Origin of the sequence: Pantoea ananatis PA13 (genome assembly GCF_000233595.1) — a bacterium.
Taxonomy (GTDB): Bacteria; Pseudomonadota; Gammaproteobacteria; order Enterobacterales; family Enterobacteriaceae; genus Pantoea; species Pantoea ananatis.
Window position 1 is genome coordinate 3,561,443 of sequence record NC_017554.1, and the last position, 19,813, is coordinate 3,581,255.

Here is a 19,813-nt window from a genome sequence, read left to right on the forward strand (position 1 = left end):
TCTGAAGAACAGGCTCGAATGTCGCTGAATGCTGTTCGCAGGCGCACCTCCCGGCTGATTAATCAGTCAGGTGGAAGGGTCAGCAAAAGGGAACAGGCGGCATCTGACGACGCTGCATTAGGCGCATCCACCCCATCCCAAAGCTCATTAGCTTTTGGGGGGGTTGATTCGCGCTTGTGCAGCGCCTCAATTGTTTAAGAGCGTTTCATCCATGAGGTAACACGTTGTTTCATCCATGTTCAAATTATTAACAGGTTCTTATGCTTTATCAAATACCACCAGTTAATTTATTTTTAACTGAAAGTTAACTTTTTGAATTTAGGCCGATTATTTTTTTGCAGAATATGCGGGCAGGCCTGCTGGATGGCCTATCCCAGAATATGATACTGCCGGGCCTGACTCATAATGACTTTAGCCAGTACGTTTAAACTCCCGACATCGTCTCTGTCGAGATACCAGGTTTCGTAACGTTTGTTGTCCGATATGACGGCAATTCTTTTGTGTTGCAGCTGCAGACGCTTGAGATACAGCTGCTCATCCAACGTAAAAATGTAGATACCGTCTCCGTCAAAATTCTGAACGCTTATGTCAACAAACAGCTGATCGCGCGGGCCAAAGGTATCGGACATGGCATCGCTGTTTATGGCAATGAGCCGGATATGGTCGGCAGGACGGCCGCTGAACAGAACCCGGGCCTCATCCTGATCGTATTCAATGGCCTGAATGATTTCGACAAAATCATCGCCTACCGCTGACTTTTGCCCTAAATCAAAACTGTTCACGCGAAAGGTGTTTTTTGGGCCGGGAAATGCGTGAAGGGGATAGGATTCCGGAGGCTGATCCATACCGTGTTGCAGCCACTCAACCCTGACGCCCAGTAACTGGCTGAGCGCGAGTAAATTGCCATTATCGGGTACGGACTGCGCGTTGAACCATTTCCACACGCCCGGTGCTGAAATCTTGCAACCCTGGCGTTGTAACGCACAGGCGACCTGTTTATTGCGTCCGTGTCCAGTAATGCCCGCACTTTCGCAGGCTGCAATCAGCCTGGCGGTGAAAGCTTGTCTGGTACTTTCTTTTTTAACCATTAGTTAATAATTGACCGTGAAAGAGGCGCTGAATGTTCTTTTCATTTTTGCTACCAGTTCATTTTATATTACCGTCAGTTTACTACCTAACAGCATGACTTAGCATTTCTGATTATTTGTCACCCTATCACCGCACAGCGAACCACAAAATGCGTCGGCAAGCCGCGTGCGGTCTCACTTTTCAGTCATTCTTTGTAAAAAAAGGCCAGGCTACTGAATCGTCCTGGTCGATCAATATCATTCTGACGGCTTAAAAACGCATCAAAAAACGTAAGACTCTACCATTGAGTGGCGCGGAAAAAGCAGCATAAAAAAAACGGGAGCCTGAACAGGCCCCCGTTTTATTTTAAAAAATGCAGTTATGCACGCAGGGTGTCATCACCCCAGGCAATCCATTTGTAGGTGGTCAGCGCTTCAAGCCCCATAGGGCCGCGGGCGTGCAGTTTTTGCGTACTGACGGCAACTTCTGCGCCCAGACCGAACTGTGCGCCGTCGGTAAAACGTGTACTGGCGTTCACGTACACCGCAGAAGAGTCCACCTGCTTCACAAAGCGGGCCGCATTCTTGGTGCTACGCGTCAGGATAGCGTCGGAATGTTGGGTGCCATGCATACGGATATGCGCAATCGCCTCATCCATATCAGCGACCAGTTTGACGTTCAGATCGAGCGACAGCCACTCATCGTCATAGTCGCCCGCTTTCACGGCCGTTACGCTGGCAGGCCCCTGTTGCAGCCGCGTCAGAACATTGGCATCAGCATGTAAGGGGATATTTTCTTCGGCCATGCGCGCAGTAAAAGCCGGTAGAAAACGATCGGCAATCGCGGCGTCAATCAACAGCGTTTCCAGCGAATTACAGGCGCTCGGACGCTGTTTTTTGGCATTGACGATGATGTCCAGTGCAGGGGCAACGTCCATGGTGTCATCGATATAAATATGGCAAACCCCGATTCCACCGGTGATCACCGGGATAGTAGAATTTTCCCGGCAGAGCTTATGCAGGCCCGCCCCACCACGCGGGATCAGCATATCCACATACCGATCCAGTTTGAGTAGCTGATTGACTAACTCACGATCCGGATTCTCGATAGCCTGAATCGCCGCCGCCGGTAAACCGTGCTGCTGTAGGGCAGTCTGAATCACCCGCACCGTCGCTGCATTGGTGCGCCACGTTTCTTTCCCGCCGCGCAGAATCGCGGCGTTGCCGGTTTTCAGGCACAGGCTGGCGACGTCCACGGTAACGTTTGGACGCGCTTCATAAATCACTCCGATCACGCCCAGCGGTACGCGACGGCGCTCAATGCGCAGCCCACTGTCCAACTGGCCGCCATCGATCACCTGCCCGACGGGATCGGCTAACTGGCAGACCTGGCGGACATCGTTGGCAATCGCGCTGAGACGCGCCGGCGTTAAGGTCAGACGATCGAGCAACGCGGCGCTCATACCGTTCTGTCGCGCCTCGGCCAGATCCTGCTCATTCGCCGTTAAAATAATCTCACTTTCTGCTTCAAGTCGGTCAGCAATCGTGAGCAAAACCTGATTTTTTTCGACTGCGGACAGGTCCGCCATCGCCCAGGCTGCGGCACGCGCCGCCTTTCCCATTTCTTCAAGCATATCTGTTCCTTAGCTGACGATCATATCGTCACGATGTACCGCAACCGGCCCGTACTCATAGCCCAGAATTTCGCTTATCTGTTGACTATGATGCCCTGCGATCATGCGCATCGCGTCGCTGTTATAGCGCGAAACGCCGTGGGCGATATCGCGCCCCTGCAGGCTGCGGATACGGATGACTTCTCCACGGGAGAAATTGCCCTGAATCTCGCGGATACCTTTTGGCAGCAGTGAGCTGCCGCGCTCGATAATGGCGGCAAGCGCGCCGTCGTCCACGGTAATTTCGCCTGCTGGCGGGGCACCAAAAATCCAGCGTTTGCGGTTTTCAAGCGGCGTTTGCTGCGCATGAAACAGGGTGCCCACCGGCTTGCCCGCAATGACATCGCTAATGACGCCGCTGCGGCTGCCTGCAGCAATAATCACATCGATACCGGCGCGGCAGGCAACGTCTGCGGCCTGCAGTTTGGTCGACATTCCGCCCGTTCCCAGTCCGGACACGCTGCCGCCCGCTAAGGCGCGCAACGCATCATCGATAATATGCACATCGCTGATTAATTCCGCCTCTGGATTATTACGTGGATCGGCAGTAAACAGCCCCGGCTGGTCGGTCAGTAAGAGCAGCTTGTCTGCCCCACCCAGCATGGCTGCCAGCGCAGACAGGTTGTCATTGTCACCCACTTTGATTTCAGCGGTGGCAACCGCGTCATTTTCATTGATGACAGGCACGATGTGGTTATCCAGCAAGGCACGCAAAGTATCGCGCGCATTAAGAAAGCGTTCACGATCCTCCATATCGGCGCGAGTCAGTAACATCTGACCGATATGAATGCCGTAGATGGAAAACAGCTGTTCCCACAGTTGAATAAGACGACTTTGCCCCACCGCAGCTAACAGCTGCTTTGAGGCGATGGTAGGCGGCAGTTCGGGGTACCCCAGATGCTCACGACCGGCCGCCATCGCGCCGGAGGTCACAATCACAATACGATGGCCGGCGGCGTGCTGTTGCGCGCACTGACGCACTAATTCCACCATGTGCGCTCTGTTTAACCGACGCGATCCGCCGGTAAGAACGCTGGTACCCAATTTGACCACAAGGGTCTGACTGCCACTCATGTTGTCCTGCCGTAAAAAATTTCTGTGAACCGACTTTTTAACAGGTGCAGTGAGGGAAGCCAACAGCCAGTAAGGGAAAAACTGCAAATTTCGCAGAGCGTCAATTAGACCAAAAGTTCCCTGTTAACAACAAAACATCAAAATTGTCATAAAAAGTTCATCGTTGATCGGTAAAAAGTCCGTGTTTTACAAACTTTTTCATTGATGCCTCAAAAGTTTTCTTGTTGTAACAAGGCGGCAACTGAATGCCCCCCGGCCTGTTCACTGAGCAGCCGGAGAATAAAGGCAGCCATGCCTGTAACAGGAAGACGTTGAGGACAAAAAATTTTTACTCATTGGGATTGATAGCAAATGAAGAAAAGTACACTGGCAATCGTGGTATCTGCTCTGGCCCTGACCTCTGCTGCGCAGGCCGCTGAAGTTTATAACAAAGATGGTAACAAGCTGGATTTCTACGGCAAGGTTAAAGCCGAGCATTACTTCAGCGACAATGCCGGTGCTAACGGCGATAAATCTTATGTGCGTATTGGTTTTAAAGGCCAGACGCAGATTAACGATATGATGACCGGCTACGGCCAGTGGGAATATCAGTACAACGCCAACAACTCAGAAGGCTCCGATGCCAACAACGGCAACAAAACCCGTCTGGGCTTTGCCGGTCTGAAATTCTCTCAGTACGGTTCATTTGACTACGGCCGCAACTACGGCGTGCTGTATGACGTTGAGTCTCTGACTGACGTCTTCCCGGAATTTGGTGGTGACGGCACGGCACGTACCGACAACTTTATGGCACAGCGCGCCACTGGCGTAGCCACCTACCGCAACACCAACTTCTTTGGTCTGGTGGACGGTCTGAAGTTTGCTCTTCAGTATCAGGGTAAAAATGATGACAAGAGCGCGAACACTCGTGGCTTAGGAACGAATAACGCCATCGATACAAGTCGTCAGAATGGCGACGGCTATGGCGCATCACTGGGTTATACCATTGCTGATTCAGGCGTGAGCGTGCTCGGTGCGATTACCTCTTCTGACCGTACCAATGCCCAGCAGGCAGGCGCATATGGTCACGGCGATAAAGCCACCTCGTGGGGCACCGGTCTGAAATATGACGCCAACAGTGTTTACCTGGCAGCGATTTACACCGAAACGCGCAATATGACGCCAATCAGTGGAACCAACCGCGTCGCGGGCGGCTCCGTTTCAGGCTCTGCCAACAAAGCAGAAAACCTGGAACTGGTTGCGCAGTATCAGTTTGACTTCGGCCTGCGTCCATCCATTGGCTACGTGCAGACCAAAGGCAAAGATATCGAAAACGGTATCGGCAACGAAGACCTGGTTAAATATATCGACGTGGGCGCGACCTACTACTTCAACAAAAACATGTCGACCTTTGTTGATTACAAAATCAACCAACTGGATAAAGACAACAAGCTGGCGCTTAACAACGATGACGTTGTTGCTGTTGGCCTGACTTACCAGTTCTGATGAATCTGAGTCTTGCCTGGCGAGAGGGACTGTCGAGGGAATGACGGCCCGCGCTATGGAGAGGCTTAGTGCTTTACCCTCAATGTGAATGTGTCTGCTAAAAGGGCGAGTTGCAAAACTCGCCCTTTCCTTTTCCTGTCGCCCCATGACTCTGTCTGCCTGCAGATACTCTGGCTGCCTGAGGCGGGTACAAAAAAGGCCCTCGCAGGGGCCTGATGTCAGGCGCTGAGTTTTACCGGTTTTTCATCAAAATCACTGGCAGGCACCAGATCCAGTTCAAACTCTTTCAGCATCTCTTTTAGACGGCCGTGGAAATTACGTAACGTTTCTTCCACGCGGGCGTTGTTATCTTTGCCCTTGATCGTAGCGACAGACCAGTCGCCTTCTTTGTCAAACAGACCAATGTGATAAACGTAGGTAAAGTGATCGGCGTGCGCTTCCAACTCTATCCACCAGCCCCAGAACTCACGCAGTTCGGGCGCAGGTTTTACATTCACGCAGGCAGCCAGGCAGTCGAAGAAAAAACGGTTTTCACTACACTTTCCATCACGGATGTAAGGTCCCAGTTCCGTGAAGCGTTTAAGCAGGCGACTGCGGGGATGGCCACTCGGTAACGTCATGCTAATTCTCCATAAGGACAGGCTTTATATTCCGAACCGTAGCAGCCATGCTGCTCTGTCTTTCGACGATCCGAATGATTCCAGCTAGTAGTTGTAGCAAACACGGCAAATTTTGCCAGCTATCTTTGCAAACGTTGTGCCAGCCAGTCGCTGATTTCATTAAGTGCCTTATCAAAACTGGCGATCACCGGTTTTACCGGAATTAACAAGGCCTTACCCTGCGACGAGGAGCTAGCGATTAATTTGCTCTCCTCTTCCGGGCTGAAGAGATCGTTTGTCCAGTAGGCGGACAACATTGGCGTTGAGGTTCTGCGCCCCAGCAAGCCCTGATTTTTCAGGGAGTAGCTAAGCAGTTCCGCCCGCAATGCGCTGTCCGTGGTGCCCGTCATGCCGAGTCGGCTGGCAAGCATATCCATATACATATCCGGCACTTTGTTCTGCAGAGGAGCCTGCGTCAGCAGACTGTGTACGACCGGTCCCAGACAGGCCACGGCTTTAAGCCGCTGTGATTCGAGATAGGCCAGACGGACCGCCACATTGGCACCAAAGCGAAAGCCCAACGCGGCAACGCGTGTGTGATCGATCCAGGGGACAGAGGTCAGGTCACGCAGGACCTGCTGATGCAGAAAGCTGGTATCCTGGCTGAGCTTCCACTTCATCGAATTGCCCACGGAAGGCATATCCAGCGTGAGCATGGCAATGCCACGCGGTGCCAGATAGTCATGGAACAGACGATAATGATCGGTTTGTAGCGAATCCAGCGCGCCGCAAAACATGACGGTGGGATAAGGCGCGTCCACGCCGGACGGCATATGCAAAAAGCCGCTTACCGGGCTGCCGCCCTGAATCGGAAAGGTGAGCGTTTTAAGCTCTCCGGGTAGCCGTTGGGTTGCCTCTTCATAAGCGCGGCTGGCCAGCGTCTGCGCCTGATCGGCCAGCTCATCGCCTTTTATATAAGGATACGCCGCCACGCTGTAGAGATGCGACGCATGTAACCAGTCGTGACCAGCCCGATCGTGTTCGTCTGTGTTCGCGTCAAGTGCCCGCTGCTGCCAGATGCCCGCCTGCCTGCTCCACTCGTAGTTCCAGTTACCGTTACGGTAACCGATGACCGTATCCAGCAGCGCCGAATTGGTGTGCTCAACATCGCTGATGGCGATTCGCGCCAGCACCTCGCTAATCTCCTGGGAGGGCAAACCACGCCAGGCCCACATCAGCTTATTAAGCATCCGGTACCAGCCACGCTGGCTGTCCCCATCCAGCGCAGAATGCACCTCATGTGTGGCGTGACGACGCAGTCGCACCAGGGTCGAGGTTTCAGGGTGTTTAAAACGAGGCTTGAACAGCTCAACGCTCAGGTTTTTGCCAGGCATATTACCTCTCTGACAGCATTAACAGCGGTAAGTAAGTGTACTGTACTGCAAAACAACTCGCGAGGCGCATAAAGCACAACGCCCGGAAAACCGGGCGTTGTTTGTGTTACATCAATCAGCTTTTTACAATCGGCGGAATATAGACCACGCCCATGTCCCATGGCTGCTCAATCCAGGTGTTCTGAGGGATATCAACAATATAATCGTCAACCAGCTCACGGCCCGCAGGCTTAGCAAAAATGGTGCAGAAACGGGCTTTTGGGTACATTTCGCGAATGGCCTGTGCGGTGCCGCCGGTATCAACCAGGTCGTCAATCACGATAAAGCCTTCGCCATCGCCTTCAGCGCGCTTTAACACTTTCATTTCGCGCTGGTGATCGTGATCGTAGCTGGAAATACAAACGGTATCGACATAGCGAATACCCAGTTCACGTGCCAGCAGCGAAGCCGGTACCAGACCGCCGCGGCTGACTGCAATGATGCCTTTCCACTGTTCAACAGGAAGCAGGCGTTGAGCCAGTTTACGGGCATGAATCTGCAGCATGTCCCAGGTAACGACGTATTTTTCGCTCATAAATAGGTATCCCAGCCAGTCAGTGTGGCTTAAAAAATGTGCAACGGGGAAAAGGTTGCGCGAGATTATAAGGACATGACGCGCTAAAAACCAGCACCTGGCTTCTGGTTGCGGCTTTTTAACGCGTTGAATATCACACCGGGTGAGAAACAGTGATATTCTCGCCCTATCTCGTCGGTATACTGACGGCGATCTTTCACTGGAACTTCGCAATGTCCGGCCTGGCCGGCGCACTGACACAGGAGACTTGTCGTGTCTGAATTGTCTCAACTCTCTCCACAGCCACTGTGGGATTTTTTCGCTAAGATCTGCTCTATTCCGCATCCTTCTTTTCATGAAGAAGCACTGGCAAGCTATATCGTTGGCTGGGCTAAAGAACAAGGTTTCTGGTGTGAGCGCGATCAGGTAGGCAATATTCTGATCCGTAAACCAGCCACCCCGGGGATGGAAAAGCGCACCCCGGTGGTGCTGCAGGCTCACCTTGATATGGTGCCGCAGAAAAACAACGATACCGTTCACGACTTCACCAAAGATCCTATCCAGCCTTATGTTGATGGCGAATGGGTGAAAGCGCGCGGCACGACGCTGGGTGCCGATAACGGCATTGGCATGGCGTCTGCGCTGGCCGTCCTGGCGGACAGCAGCCTGACTCACGGCCCGCTGGAAGTCTTGTTGACCATGACCGAAGAAACCGGCATGGATGGCGCGTTTGGCTTACAGCCAGGCTGGTTGCAGGCCGATATTCTGATCAACACCGATTCGGAAGAAGAAGGTGAGATCTACATGGGTTGCGCGGGCGGTATCGACTTTATCACTACGCTCCCCCTGACTCGTGAAGCCGTTCCGGCTGGTAGCGAAACCCTGAAGCTTACGCTGAAAGGTTTGCGTGGCGGCCACTCCGGCGCAGATATTCATATGGGCCTGGGGAATGCCAACAAGTTACTGGCTCGTTTCCTTGCCGCCCATGCCGCAGAGCTGGATTTACGTCTGGTGACGTTCACCGGGGGAACGCTGCGTAACGCGATTCCACGTGAAGCCTTTGCGACCGTGTCTGTTGACAGCAGCAAAGTGGACAACCTGAAATCGGCAGCCGCCAGCTTCCTGGCTGCGTTGCAAAATGAACACGGCGTGAAAGAGAAAAACATCGCCTTTGTCAGCGAGCCGGTTGCCCATCAGGATGATGCGCTGACAACAGAGAGCCGCGATCGCTTCCTGAATTTGCTGAACAGCACGCCAAACGGCGTGATCCGTAACTCTGACGTTGCCAAAGGCGTGGTTGAAACCTCACTGAACGTCGGCGTGGTCACGATGGAGGCCGATAAAGCAGAAATTAACTGCCTGATTCGTTCGCTGATCGATACCGGCCGCGATTACGTTGTGCAGATGTTAACCTCACTGGGCCAGCTGGCAGGTGCGCAAACGAAGCCGAAAGGCGGCTACCCTGGCTGGCAGCCAGATGCAGATTCGCCCATTATGGCACTGACCCGTGAAACCTACATGGCACTGTTCAACAAGACGCCTAACATTCAGGTTATTCACGCAGGCCTGGAATGTGGTCTGTTCAAAAAGCCTTATCCAGATATGGATATGGTTTCAATTGGCCCAACGATCACCGGTCCCCACTCACCCGATGAGCAGGTGCACATCGAGAGCGTCGGTCTTTACTGGAAACTGCTGACGACGCTGCTGAACGTGGTGCCCGAAAAGTAATTCCAGCGCGATAACGTCTCTGAGGGTTTATGTTCATCATAAACCCTTTTTTATTGCCCCTTTTGGCCCCCTCCCTCGCTACCCGGCACTGACTTAGCATGCGCTTTCGCTATCGCTCGCTAAAACAGCTAAATGCGTTTATTCCACCCGCAAATTGACATTTTCTGTTGCACCGCCGATGCAATAATGCGCATTAGCCAAACTGCCTCCGGCCACGGCATCATGCCCTTTGTGTGACGGAGAGGCGTTCTCCACTGCACAATGAGAGGGTGCATGAATACGTTATTGCTTACCAAACAGGAAGTCCGTCAGCTCATCAGCACCGACGACGTCATTGAGGCCGTAGAAGAAGCCTATAAAGCGTTCAACAGCAACCTGGTGGAACAGCCGGATTATATTGGCCTGCATCTCCCCGAAGCGGGAGGGGAAATCGACTTCAAAACCAGTTATTACAAAACCAGTGAACTGATTTCGATGAAGGCTTCCTCCGGTCCTTTTCCCCAGAATCCGGTGGAATATGGCCTGCCGGGCGGCATGGGTACGGTAATTTTATTTGATGCCCGTAGCTGTGCGCTGTGCTGCGTCATGGACGGCAGCCTGATTACCGGCCTGCGAACCGGCGCCTCGGGTGCCGTTTCTGTGAAGGCGCTGGCGCGCGCCGGGGCAAAAAAAATTGCGATGATAGGCACCGGCAATCAGGCCAGAATGCAGATCAGCGCCATTGTCAGGGTAATGCAAATTGAGGAGATTCATGCGTGGAGCCGAACGCCAGCAACCCGTATTGCCTTTAAAAAGGATATTGAAAGCGCGTTTGGCATTCCGGTGATTGTGGCTGAGAGCTGTCAGGCCGCGGTGGAGCAAGCCGATATTGTCATTACCACCACCCGAGGCAAAGGGCCGCTGGTCGAAGCCAGTTGGATCAAGCCCGGCACCCATATCATCGCCATCGGCACCGACCAGCGCGGCAAGCAGGAGTTCGATCCGCAGATTTTCAGCCGGGCAAAAATCGTTGTCGATTCCCTGACCCAGTGCACGCAGAAAGGGGAAACCTGGCACGCGCTGGACAGAAACATCATCAGTGAAAACGCGATTCATGCTGAGATAGGTGAAATCTTGCTGGGCAATAAACCGGGCAGAGAGAACGAGGCGGAAATTACCTTTTTTGACTCCACCGGACTGTCCATCCAGGACAACACGACCGCCGGTAAAATTTACCGCAAAGCGATTGAAAAAGGCGTCGGAACCCGTTTTGCTTTTTTTGAATAATTTTTCGTCCAGACGAAGGTAACCGCTATGACGCGTCAGTATCCTACCCTGCAAGATATTCACGAAGCGCAACAGCGCATTGCCGCCCATATTCGTCACACACCCTTGCTGCGCGCTGAGAAAATTGAAAAACAGGTGGGCTGCCAGCTCTATCTCAAACCGGAAACGCTGCAAATTACCGGCGCGTTTAAAATTCGCGGTGCGTTAAATAAAGTGCTTTCCCTGCCCGTTGAAGCCTTTGCTCACGGCATTATTTCAAGTTCATCAGGCAATCATGCGCAGGGCCTGTCGTATGCGGCCAGCATGCTGGGCGTGAAAGTGGTTCTGGTGTTGCCGGTAACGACGCCGAAAATCAAAATCGAGAACACCCGGGCCCTGGGTGCGGAGATTATTCTCTTCGATGGCGACAACGCCTCGCGCTGGAAAAAAGTCTATGAGATTGCCGAGCTAAACAACTATGCGGTGGTGCATGGCTTTGAAGATCCAATGGTTATGGCCGGTCAGGGCACGATCGGCTGCGAAATACTGAATGATTTACCGGATGTGGATACCGTGATCGTGCCGCTGGGCGGTGGCGGGCTTCTTTCCGGTGTCGCCACGGCCATCAAAGAATCTCGCCCCGCTGTCAGGGTCATTGGGGCTGAGCCAGCCCTGACGCCGAAATATTATCAAAGCCGGATCAACCAGCAGCCCACCTCCCTTCCGCTGCTCAACACCATCGCTGACGGCTTAAGAATTAGCGTACCGGGACGTAATCCCTACCCCATTATCGAGAGGTACGTCGACGAGATTATTGTGGTAGATGAAGAACATATTATTCAGGGCATGCGCGTGCTTGCGAGGGATGCAAAATTGATTGCGGAACCGGCCGCCGCAATCGGTCTCGGTGCGCTACTGGCGGGATCGGTTAGCCTGCAACCCGACGAGAAAGTGTGTGTGCTGCTCACTGGGGGAAACTGGGATCTGGCCGACTTAGCCGAGGTTTACGCATTCAAATAACCTGCCCTGCCCCCGTTTTAAAGATTAACCGGGTCACGTTGGCCTTCAGCATCCCAGCGCGCGCGCATTCTTTCCTGATGAGTGAAAGCGCGTCACAGCGTTCCTGGTGCCTGCGCAGCATAATCCGCTGGAGTAAGCCCACTTCCTGCCGCTAAATCACCAACTTACTGCGCTTCACCAGCTTTAGCCGCCATTATGTCCAGATGTCTGGATGGCTAATAAGTTTCTGTGCTAACTTATGCGCTTTCGGCTGTTGCCGTGCCTGATGCTTCAGGAAAAAATGTGGTCAGTGACTTTAATGGAGATCCCTGCAATGCGTGCTTTAAATCGCCTTGAGATGCGTAACATCTCCATCGATTTTGGCGGATTTGCCGCGTTAACGTCGGTGGATTTTCAGAGTGAAGGCCACTCGGTTCATGCTCTGACCGGGGCCAATGGTGCCGGTAAGTCTACGCTGATGGCGGTGCTCTCGGGCGCCCATAGTCACTACAGCGGCGAGATTCTGCTGGACGGTAAACCTGTGTCGATTCGCAGCCCGCGAGACGCGAAGCAGTTGGGCATTCACCTTGTACAGCAGGAGGTGGATGTGGCGCTGGTGCCGCAATTAAGCGTCGCTGAAAATATTCTGCTGGATCAGCTGGCCGAGCCCGGCCACGGCTTTCGCTGGGGCGATATTCGTCGCCAGGCGCGCCAACTGCTGGCCCAACTGGATGCCAGCATAGATGTTAAACGCCCGGTAGAGCGCTGCTCGCTGGCGGAGAAGCAGCAAATTCTGCTGGCGAGAGCCCTGTCGCATCACTGCCGCTTTCTGATCCTCGATGAACCTACTGCGCCGCTAGACCAGCACGAGAGCGAACGCCTGTTCGCCGTGGTCCGTCGCCTGCAGACCAGCGGCATTGGCGTGGTGTTTATTTCTCACCGCATCCACGAGCTGAAAGCCATTTGCGATCGCCTGACGGTGCTGCGCGATGGACGGCTGATCGAAAGCGCCCCGATGGCTTCGCTGAGCGGTGAGCAGATTGTTGAAAAAATGCTGGGGCATCCGTTAACCGATATTTATCCCCCGCGTCGCCCCTTTCAGCCGCAGTCAGTGCTCATGGCGGTGGAGGGTTTGCATGATGAACACCTGCTACAGGATATCTCGCTGCGCCTGCACAAAGGCGAGATTCTGGGCATTGCCGGTCTGGCCGGTGCAGGGAAAACCGAACTCTGCAAGGCGCTGTTCGGTGCCAGTAAGAGCCGTGTTTCAGACGGTGAACTGCACGGTAAACGCTGGAAACCGCGATCGCCACACGACTCGGTGCAACAGCGCATGGCCCTGGTGCCCGAAGAGCGTCGCAAAGAAGGCATTTTCATTGATGAATCGGTGGCGATGAACCTGAGTATCAGCGCAGACGACAGTTTTTCCCGCTGGAGCCTGTTTGGTCATCGTCAGGCCTGGCGCTGGGCAGAGGAGGTTATCCGTCGTCTCAGCGTACGTACGACAGGCCCGGCGCAGCAGTTGCGTCGTCTCTCAGGCGGTAATCAGCAAAAAGTGGCGATAGGCAAGTGGTTACGCAACAACGCCGACGTACTGATTTTTGATGAACCCACGAAAGGCGTGGACGTTAAAGCCAAAACCGAGCTGTTCACGCTGATAAGCAAACTTGCCCAAGAAGGCAAAGGCATAATTTACGCCTCTGGCGAATTTTCTGAACTGGTCGGCTTATGCGACCGTATTTGTGTGCTCTGGGATGGACGTATTGTGGCGGAGTTAGAGGGACGGCAAGCCACAGAAGAGACACTTTTGCTCTATTCCACCGGAGGAACCCCTGCGTGAGCAGTAAAGACTTATCCCTGAATGCAGCGTCTTCCTCGCTGCGCCATCAACTGTTCGATTTCCTGTACAAGTGGGGCATGCTGCTGACGGTAGTGATATTGATCGCAGCCTTTGGTCTGGCGTCCGACAGTTTTCTGGAGCCGAACAATATCATTAATATCCTGCGATCCATCGCCATCGTGACCGTTATCGCCGTGGGCGTTTCCGTGTCGCTGACCGTGGGCGGCTTCGATCTTTCCGTTGGTTCGACCGCCTCACTGGCAAACGCCCTGGTGATTTCGTTATTCGTCTGGTACGGCTTTGATACGACGGCGGCTATCGCAATTACGCTGGCCCTTTGTACGCTGGTCGGCCTGTTCAACGCCTTCCTGATCGTGGTGCTGCGTATTCCCGACATGCTGGCAACACTCGCCACCCTCTTTGTGATTCAGGGCGTGGCAATGACCTACAGCTTTGGTGGCTCGATTACGGAAAATATGGTGTTGCCCAGCGGCGACATGGCTGAGGGCACAATTCCGGCAACCTTTAACCTGCTGGGCCAGGTGCCCACCATCGTCATTATCATGTTGGTTGTCACGGTCGTTGCACAGCTGGCGTTATCCCTGACAAAGCACGGTCGCCGCATGTACGCGTTGGGCGGTAATCCTGAAGCCGCCAGACTTTCGGGTATTCGTACCACGCGTTATCGCGTACTGGCCTATGTTATCGCCTCATTGTTAGCGGGGCTGGGCGGTATTCTGCTGGCCTCACGCATTGGATCGTCGCAGGCGAATGCGGGCGGCGGTTATCTGATGGATGCCGTCGCTGCGGCCTGGATCGGCTTATCCCTTGCCGGTTCAGGTAAACCGAATGCGCTGGGTACGCTACTTGGTGCCGTTATTCTTGGCGTGCTGCAAAACGGTCTGGTGATGTTATCCGTGCCCTATTACGCCATGGACATTATTAAAGGGCTGGTGCTGGCTTTAGCACTGGCTATCACGTACGTTCAGCGCCGCTGAGGCGCGTTCCCCTTACTGGAGTTAAGAATAATGAAAAAGATAACACTCTCGCTGCTGGCATTAAGCCTGCTAAACGCCAGCGCAGCGTTTGCCGACACCGTTACGCCCGTTCCTGCCGCTATCGCTAACCATGAAGGGCCGATCCGTATTGCGGTTATCCGTAACCTTGGCTCAGACGACAACACCACGCAGTTTGTTGCGGGGGCGATTCAACAAGGCCGCCAGTTGGGCTTTAAAGTCAGTACGTTTCTCAGCAACGGCGACGATGCGCGCTTTCAGGATTTCGTGAATCAGGCCATCAGCCAGAAATACGACGGTATTGTTCTGTCACATGGCAAAGCGCCATACGCCAGCGCGCTGGTAAAACGCATTGCGGACGCTGGTATTAAAGTCTCGGTATTTGATACACCGGTGGATACCCCGATTCCGGGCGTTACGGTGACAGCTCAGGATGATGCTTCTCTGGCTCAACTGTCTCTGGGACAGTTAATCAAAGATTTCAACGGTAAAGCCAACATCGTTAAATTATGGGTAGCGGGTTTCCCACCGATGGAACGTCGTCAGGTGGTTTATGAAAAATTGCTGAAAGAGAACCCGGGCATTCATCAACTTGAGTCGATTGGCGCGGTATCAACGGATGTTCAGGGCGACACCGCCAATAAAGTGGGCGCTATTCTGGCGAAATACCCCAAAGGCAAGATCGATGCCATCTGGGGCGCGTGGGATGCGTTCAGCCAGGGCGCTTATAAAGCGCTGCAGGAGAATGGCCGTACAGAGATCAAACTGTACAGCATTGATGTCTCCAATCAGGATTTGCAGCTGATGCGTCAGAAAGGCAGCCCGTGGGTACAGACCGTCGCCGTCGACCCTAAAACCATCGGGGCCGTAAATATGCGCCTGGTAGCGAACAAGATTGCCGGTGAAACCACCCCAGCGACGTATGAATTCAAAGCCGCATCGATTTCTCAGCAGGCGCTCAACAGCCATCCTGGTGCGGTGAACGTGGCATCGCTGAACAAGATTATTCCAGGCTGGGGCAGTAATGAGGATTTCGTCCAGCCGTGGTTTGCGACGCTGGAAGCGAAATATAAGAAGTAGGTGTTCGTCGCCGAACAGGGGTGGTTAAGGCGGGCTGCCTGAGCGGCATCCAGTCACAAAGCTCCGAGAAGGTTTCGCTCGCCAGGCGGCAGGCAGTTTCAGCTCGCCCCGTGCGGGCGACCGACAAGGGGCCGCCAGTCGCCGCGGCCCCTTGACCCCGGGCTCCCGGCTTTACAGCCTGAGCGGCGTCCAGTCATAAAGCTCCGGGAAGGTTTCGCTCGCCAGGCGGCAGGCAGTTTCAGCTCGCCCCATGCGGGCGACCGACAAGGGGCCGCCAGTCGCCGCGGCCCCTTGACCCCGGGCTCCCGTCCTGCCCACCCGCCGCTGCGCGGTCCCTTCGCTGCTTCAGGATTTCTGCCGGACCGCCAGGCCGCGCCATCCCTGGCGCGGCCTGACTTTCGCCGACGTCCTGTCGGCTCATCCGGAAATCCTGCATCCGCTCAGCGAGTGGGAAGGCCGGCCCACTCCACCGCTTTGATACCTGTGCCAAAACTACTTTCCGCGTCGCTTCAGATGCCAGAAAAGCATCACAGCTTATTGCTGTTCATTTTTTCATTTTCGTCAGGCCTTCCTGTCTTCAGTTCTGATTGCGCATGTTAATAACAGGCAAAGCAGGCCTTTGGGAAAAATACACGCCCTCACAGGCGAGGGTTTGCTCGAGGCATCCGCCGCGCTGAGGAGAGAACGAAGGCCAGGACGGCGCGGCACGGAAGCCGCGACGAGGACGGCTGCGCCAGGGACGGCGCATCCGGACGGTCCGTCAGGCCGCAGTGAATGACGAAGGTACAGCGGCGGCTGCCGGACGCCGGGATTGTTAAGGGGCTGGCGCAAGCCCCTTAACCCGACCGCCTGCATGGACAGGCTGAAACTCCCCACCGCCTGGCGGGCGGAACATTCTCGGAGCAAAACCGTGGACTTATCACCTGGCAGGCCCCAGGCAAAGCCGCACAAAAAAAAGAACAAAATCCCACAGGCGGGGGTTTTCAGGAGGCATCCGCCGCGCTGAGGAGAGAACGAAGGCCAGGACGGCGCGGCAGGGACGCCGCGACGAGGACGGCTGCGCCAGGGATGGCGCATCCGGACGGTCCGTCAGGCCGCAGTGAGTGACGAAGGTACAGCGGCGGCTGCCGGACGCCGGGATTGTTAAGGGGCTGGCGCGAGCCCCTTAACCCGACCGCCTGCACGGGCAGGCTGAAACTCCCTGCAGCCTGGCGGGCGGAACATACTCAGAGCAAACCCCATCCCCGCCAACGGCGGAACTCCCTCTATATGCCCAGCAACAGCTGCCGCTCCAGCTGCGGATCCACCAGCGTCACATGCAATCCCACCAGCCGCACACCGCGACCCGCCCGGCGCTCATCCCAGGTTTTACGCGCCACGGCAATCATGTCTTCTTTATTTAGCACCGGCCAGACATGCTCCTGAGTCGTCTGCTGGAAATCACTGAACTTCAGCTTCACGCCCTGGCGCGCAATATGCTTATCGGGGCGAATCTGCGTCAGGCGCCGATCAAGCTCGGCATAGAGGTAATCAATGATTTCCAGGCAGCGCTCCCAGCTGTCGATATCGTCAGCCAGCGTACGCTCAACGCCTAATGATTTCCGTTCGCGTTCCACCACCACACCGCGTTCATCAATACCGTGGCTGCGCTCCCATAATATCCGGCCAAACTTACCAAAACGTTTTAGCAGCAGTGCCAAATCGGCATTTTGCACGTCGGCGCAGGTGTGCAGGCCCATCTCTTCCAACTTTTTTGCCGAGACTTTCCCCACGCCGGGGATTTTTGCCAAGGGTAATGCCAGCAAAAAGTCAGACATCTGCGCAGGCGTGATGACGTACTGACCATCCGGCTTATTTAAATCGGAGGCGATCTTGGCAAGGAACTTGATCGGTGCGATGCCCGCCGAGGCGGTAAGCTGCGTTTCGCGAAAAATAGTGGCGCGGATCTCCTGGGCGATCAACGTGGCAGAGCCCTGGCAGTGCGTGCTGTCGGTAACGTCCAGATAGGCTTCATCCAGCGACAGCGGCTCAATAAGGGAGGTAAAACGGGAAAAGATGGCGCGAATCTGGCTGGAGGCTTCTTTATAGACTTCATAGCGCCCGGGCAATAAACGCAGATGGGGGCAAAGCTTTAATGCCATACCGGTCGGCATCGCACTGCGCACGCCATATTTACGTGCCGGATAGTTAGCGGTACTGATCACGCCGCGGCGATCGCGGCTGCCGCCAATGGCCATGGGAATATCACGTAATGAAGGGTCATCACGCATTTCCACTGCAGCAAAAAAGCAGTCCATATCGACATGAATGATCTTACGCATCGCCCCTCCAGCACTGGATAAGTATACAGTCAGAAGAGACTTGTGCAATATTTCTTGCAGTTGCTAACAAACTTTACAAATTTTCAGCGCTATTCCATCAAAGAAATGGACATTTTGCTCTGCGCTGTATTGCTAAAAAAACACACAATGTTTAATGTTGCGCTGCGGTAGCGGAAAGTTCCGATAATGCAAACAGAGGCGCACTTACCGCGCCATTGTTCTTCTTCACTTCAAGGTATACACAGCATGGGCAAAATCGCACTTCTGTTTGCGATGATTTTACTGCCAGCCCTCAGCATGGCAATGACTCCTGAGCCGGTTCAGCAACTGGCCCCGGTCAGTAAAGAATTAAAGAAACAGCTAATCGGTACACCGGTTTATATTCAGATCTTTAAGGAAGAGCGTACGCTTGAGCTATACGGCAAAATTGGTAATGAGTACCGTTTGCTGGATACCTACCGCATCTGCAACTTTTCTGGCGGCCTTGGCCCTAAACGTCGTGAAGGCGATTTTAAAAGCCCGGAAGGTTTTTACAGCGTAAAAATGAATCAACTGAAGCCAGACAGTCGTTTTTACCGCGCGATTAATATTGGCTTTCCCAACCAATATGACCGCGATCAGGGCTACAGCGGTAACTACCTGATGATTCATGGCGACTGCAAGTCTATCGGCTGCTATGCCATGACCAATGCTTACATGGATCAGATTTTCACTTATGTGAACGCCGCATTACGCAATGGCCAGCAGGAAGTGAATATTGCCATTTATCCGTTTCGCATGACGGAGAGCAATATGCAGCGTCATCGCTATTCCACCTATGCGGATTTCTGGAAGCAGCTTCAGCCCGGCTATGCCTACTTTGCGCAATATCATCAGCCGCCAACGGTAAATGTTGCCAGCGGCAGATATGTGATGAACAGCAGCCCGGTCATCACACAACCCGAAGCGGCCTCACAGTCGTTCCTGGCGCTCTCCAAGGTAAAATAAAGCCCATTCGCCTGGCACGATCCGGTGCCAGGTTTCATTCCCCGTTAACGGCTGTGTCGCAATGACAGTGACCACATCGTTCGCGCTGGTATGTTTCTGGAAATCAATTTCCACATCCTGATCAAGTAGCTGCGCCCGGCCAAAAGGGGCTCGGCGGGTAATCCAGAACAGATTGGTGGAGCAGAACGCCATTAAGTAGCGACCATCCGACAGCAGCATGTTAAACACGCCCTTCTGCCGCAGTTCGCCCGCCAGTTCGCCGATATAGCGAAAGACCGCAGGCCAGTTACCTGGCGTACGCGGATAGCGCGTGGCCAGCTTGTGCAGGATCCAGCAGAATGCCTTTTCACTGTCGGTTTCACCAACCGGACGAAAGGTTCCGGTCTCTAGTTGCCTGTAGCCTTTAAGCTGCCCGTTGTGCGCATAGGTCCAGTTTCGCCCCCACAGTTCCCGCGTAAACGGATGGGTGTTTTCCAGAGAGACCGGCCCACGGTTCGCCTGGCGAATATGCGCCACGACGGAATGGGACTTGATCGGGTATTCCTGCACCAGACGCGCAATGGGGGAATTAAAACTCGGCAAGGGATCTTTAAAGGTGCGGCAACCTTTATCTTCGTAAAACGTAATACCCCAGCCGTCTTTATGCGGCCCTGTTCCGCCGCCGCGCTGCACTAATCCGGTAAAACTGAAACAAATGTCGGTGGGAACATTGGCGCTCATCCCGAGCAATTCGCACATAGCAACCGCCT

Annotated in this window: 16 protein-coding genes; 8 read left to right on the plus strand and 8 right to left on the minus strand. The window is 54.2% G+C overall.

Annotation, left to right across the window (positions count from 1 at the left end; all coding sequences use genetic code 11):
- Nucleotides 1-368: 368 nt before the first annotated feature.
- The 3 genes from PAGR_RS16950 to proB form a co-directional block, all read right to left on the minus strand.
- Entirely contained in the window at nt 369-1,088 is a 720-nt protein-coding gene (locus PAGR_RS16950) for an XRE family transcriptional regulator (RefSeq protein WP_014606493.1), read from the minus strand.
- Nucleotides 1,089-1,447: 359 nt separating this feature from the next.
- A complete protein-coding gene (gene proA / locus PAGR_RS16955) occupies nt 1,448-2,701 on the minus strand; it encodes a glutamate-5-semialdehyde dehydrogenase (protein WP_014606494.1) in 1,254 nt (417 codons plus the stop codon).
- 9 nt (nt 2,702-2,710) lie between these two features.
- A complete protein-coding gene (gene proB, locus PAGR_RS16960) occupies nt 2,711-3,814 on the minus strand; it encodes a glutamate 5-kinase (protein WP_014593015.1) in 1,104 nt (367 codons plus the stop codon).
- Between the two features lie 351 nt (nt 3,815-4,165).
- Here proB and ompC point away from each other — a divergent pair, with 351 nt between their 5' ends.
- Nucleotides 4,166-5,299, plus strand: a complete 1,134-nt coding sequence (gene ompC, locus PAGR_RS16965; RefSeq protein WP_014606495.1) for a porin OmpC — start codon at nt 4,166-4,168, stop codon at nt 5,297-5,299.
- Between the two features lie 218 nt (nt 5,300-5,517).
- Here ompC and crl read toward each other — a convergent pair whose 3' ends face one another.
- The 3 genes from crl to gpt all read right to left on the minus strand — a co-directional run bounded on the left by crl (nt 5,518) and on the right by gpt (nt 7,866).
- Nucleotides 5,518-5,919 carry a sigma factor-binding protein Crl gene (gene crl / locus PAGR_RS16970; protein ID WP_014606496.1) on the minus strand — a complete coding sequence of 134 codons (402 nt, stop codon included), beginning with the start codon at nt 5,917-5,919 and terminating at the stop codon, nt 5,518-5,520.
- Nucleotides 5,920-6,038: 119 nt separating this feature from the next.
- Complete coding sequence (gene frsA / locus PAGR_RS16975; RefSeq protein ID WP_014606497.1) at nt 6,039-7,292, minus strand: esterase FrsA; 1,254 nt, start codon at nt 7,290-7,292, stop codon at nt 6,039-6,041.
- A gap of 115 nt (nt 7,293-7,407) precedes the next feature.
- Nucleotides 7,408-7,866, minus strand: a complete 459-nt coding sequence (gene gpt, locus PAGR_RS16980; RefSeq protein WP_014606498.1) for a xanthine phosphoribosyltransferase — start codon at nt 7,864-7,866, stop codon at nt 7,408-7,410.
- A 252-nt stretch (nt 7,867-8,118) separates the two neighbouring features.
- Here gpt and pepD point away from each other — a divergent pair, with 252 nt between their 5' ends.
- The 6 genes from pepD to PAGR_RS17010 all read left to right on the plus strand — a co-directional run bounded on the left by pepD (nt 8,119) and on the right by PAGR_RS17010 (nt 15,756).
- The gene (gene pepD / locus PAGR_RS16985; RefSeq protein ID WP_014606499.1) at nt 8,119-9,576 is read left to right on the plus strand and encodes a beta-Ala-His dipeptidase; all 1,458 of its coding nucleotides are present in this window, start codon (nt 8,119-8,121) and stop codon (nt 9,574-9,576) included.
- 273 nt (nt 9,577-9,849) lie between these two features.
- The gene (locus PAGR_RS16990) at nt 9,850-10,842 is read left to right on the plus strand and encodes an ornithine cyclodeaminase family protein (protein ID WP_014606500.1); all 993 of its coding nucleotides are present in this window, start codon (nt 9,850-9,852) and stop codon (nt 10,840-10,842) included.
- Between the two features lie 27 nt (nt 10,843-10,869).
- Nucleotides 10,870-11,841: a threonine ammonia-lyase gene (locus PAGR_RS16995; protein WP_013024776.1), complete on the plus strand. Its 972-nt coding sequence runs from the start codon at nt 10,870-10,872 to the stop codon at nt 11,839-11,841.
- A gap of 313 nt (nt 11,842-12,154) precedes the next feature.
- Nucleotides 12,155-13,660, plus strand: a complete 1,506-nt coding sequence (locus PAGR_RS17000) for a sugar ABC transporter ATP-binding protein (protein WP_014606501.1) — start codon at nt 12,155-12,157, stop codon at nt 13,658-13,660.
- Nucleotides 13,657-14,658 carry an ABC transporter permease gene (locus PAGR_RS17005; RefSeq protein WP_014606502.1) on the plus strand — a complete coding sequence of 334 codons (1,002 nt, stop codon included), beginning with the start codon at nt 13,657-13,659 and terminating at the stop codon, nt 14,656-14,658. Before PAGR_RS17000 ends, PAGR_RS17005 begins: the two co-directional genes overlap by 4 nt.
- Before the next feature lie 30 nt (nt 14,659-14,688).
- A complete protein-coding gene (locus PAGR_RS17010) occupies nt 14,689-15,756 on the plus strand; it encodes a sugar ABC transporter substrate-binding protein (RefSeq protein ID WP_014593006.1) in 1,068 nt (355 codons plus the stop codon).
- Nucleotides 15,757-17,021: 1,265 nt separating this feature from the next.
- Here the strand turns inward: PAGR_RS17010 and dinB are convergent.
- Nucleotides 17,022-18,077, minus strand: coding sequence for a DNA polymerase IV (gene dinB / locus PAGR_RS17020; RefSeq protein ID WP_014593005.1), 1,056 nt, complete (start codon nt 18,075-18,077; stop codon nt 17,022-17,024).
- Nucleotides 18,078-18,323: 246 nt separating this feature from the next.
- Here dinB and dpaA point away from each other — a divergent pair, with 246 nt between their 5' ends.
- A complete protein-coding gene (gene dpaA, locus PAGR_RS17025) occupies nt 18,324-19,064 on the plus strand; it encodes a peptidoglycan meso-diaminopimelic acid protein amidase (RefSeq protein ID WP_014606503.1) in 741 nt (246 codons plus the stop codon).
- On the opposite strand, the gene PAGR_RS17030 is transcribed toward dpaA, so the two are convergent.
- The gene (locus PAGR_RS17030; protein ID WP_014606504.1) at nt 19,029-19,802 is read right to left on the minus strand and encodes a class II glutamine amidotransferase; all 774 of its coding nucleotides are present in this window, start codon (nt 19,800-19,802) and stop codon (nt 19,029-19,031) included. The genes dpaA and PAGR_RS17030 overlap by 36 nt on opposite strands.
- Nucleotides 19,803-19,813: the final 11 nt, after the last annotated feature.

Coding starts and splice junctions, on each gene's coding strand:
- PAGR_RS16950 (WP_014606493.1), bottom strand. CDS start 1,088: ATGGTTAAAAAAGAAAGTACCAGACAAGCTTTCACCGCCAGGCTGATT.
- proA (WP_014606494.1), bottom strand. CDS start 2,701: ATGCTTGAAGAAATGGGAAAGGCGGCGCGTGCCGCAGCCTGGGCGATG.
- proB (WP_014593015.1), bottom strand. CDS start 3,814: ATGAGTGGCAGTCAGACCCTTGTGGTCAAATTGGGTACCAGCGTTCTT.
- ompC (WP_014606495.1), top strand. CDS start 4,166: ATGAAGAAAAGTACACTGGCAATCGTGGTATCTGCTCTGGCCCTGACC.
- crl (WP_014606496.1), bottom strand. CDS start 5,919: ATGACGTTACCGAGTGGCCATCCCCGCAGTCGCCTGCTTAAACGCTTC.
- frsA (WP_014606497.1), bottom strand. CDS start 7,292: ATGCCTGGCAAAAACCTGAGCGTTGAGCTGTTCAAGCCTCGTTTTAAA.
- gpt (WP_014606498.1), bottom strand. CDS start 7,866: ATGAGCGAAAAATACGTCGTTACCTGGGACATGCTGCAGATTCATGCC.
- PAGR_RS16990 (WP_014606500.1), top strand. CDS start 9,850: ATGAATACGTTATTGCTTACCAAACAGGAAGTCCGTCAGCTCATCAGC.
- PAGR_RS16995 (WP_013024776.1), top strand. CDS start 10,870: ATGACGCGTCAGTATCCTACCCTGCAAGATATTCACGAAGCGCAACAG.
- PAGR_RS17000 (WP_014606501.1), top strand. CDS start 12,155: ATGCGTGCTTTAAATCGCCTTGAGATGCGTAACATCTCCATCGATTTT.
- PAGR_RS17010 (WP_014593006.1), top strand. CDS start 14,689: ATGAAAAAGATAACACTCTCGCTGCTGGCATTAAGCCTGCTAAACGCC.
- dinB (WP_014593005.1), bottom strand. CDS start 18,077: ATGCGTAAGATCATTCATGTCGATATGGACTGCTTTTTTGCTGCAGTG.
- dpaA (WP_014606503.1), top strand. CDS start 18,324: ATGGGCAAAATCGCACTTCTGTTTGCGATGATTTTACTGCCAGCCCTC.
- PAGR_RS17030 (WP_014606504.1), bottom strand. CDS start 19,802: ATGTGCGAATTGCTCGGGATGAGCGCCAATGTTCCCACCGACATTTGT.